The organism is Dellaglioa sp. CoH-57-MRSF-16 (assembly GCF_056782055.1).
Genome location: NZ_JBXAXZ010000073.1, coordinates 1 through 421 on the forward strand (window position 1 = coordinate 1; position 421 = coordinate 421).

Consider the following 421-nt stretch of genomic DNA (forward strand, 5'->3'; position numbering starts at 1 on the left):
GAGGTAGGCTGCGAGTTCAGCCCATTCGATAGCGACGGACGCCGGGAACGACTTAGCGCTGAAGATTGAGGTACTGGGTACGACCCGGATCAGGGTGCCACGTTCCGGAGTTTTACCATCCCAACGCTTTGGGCCTTTCTTCATCTTCGTGACTTCGGTCACGAGGTGGCCATTCTCGAATGCGACGTAGTACCATGCGCCTTCGAACATCGTCCACACTTCCATCGAATCGGAAAGAGCGTTCGTGGCCTTAACACCAACACCGTGAGTGCCGCGCGCTGCTGCGTAAGCCGCACTACCCGAAAACTTGCCAGATGTGTGCAGCTCCGAGAAGATGGCCTGCATTGTCGGGGCCTTCACCACAACATCCTTGCCATTGATCTTCACGGTGTGTTTCTTGATACCCTGTGGGATACCATTT

Annotated in this window: 1 pseudogene; it reads right to left on the reverse strand. The window is 55.3% G+C overall.

Going from position 1 to position 421, the window contains the following annotated elements:
- Positions 1-421, reverse strand: a pseudogene (locus AC1RPH_RS07920) (hypothetical protein); the annotation flags it as partial.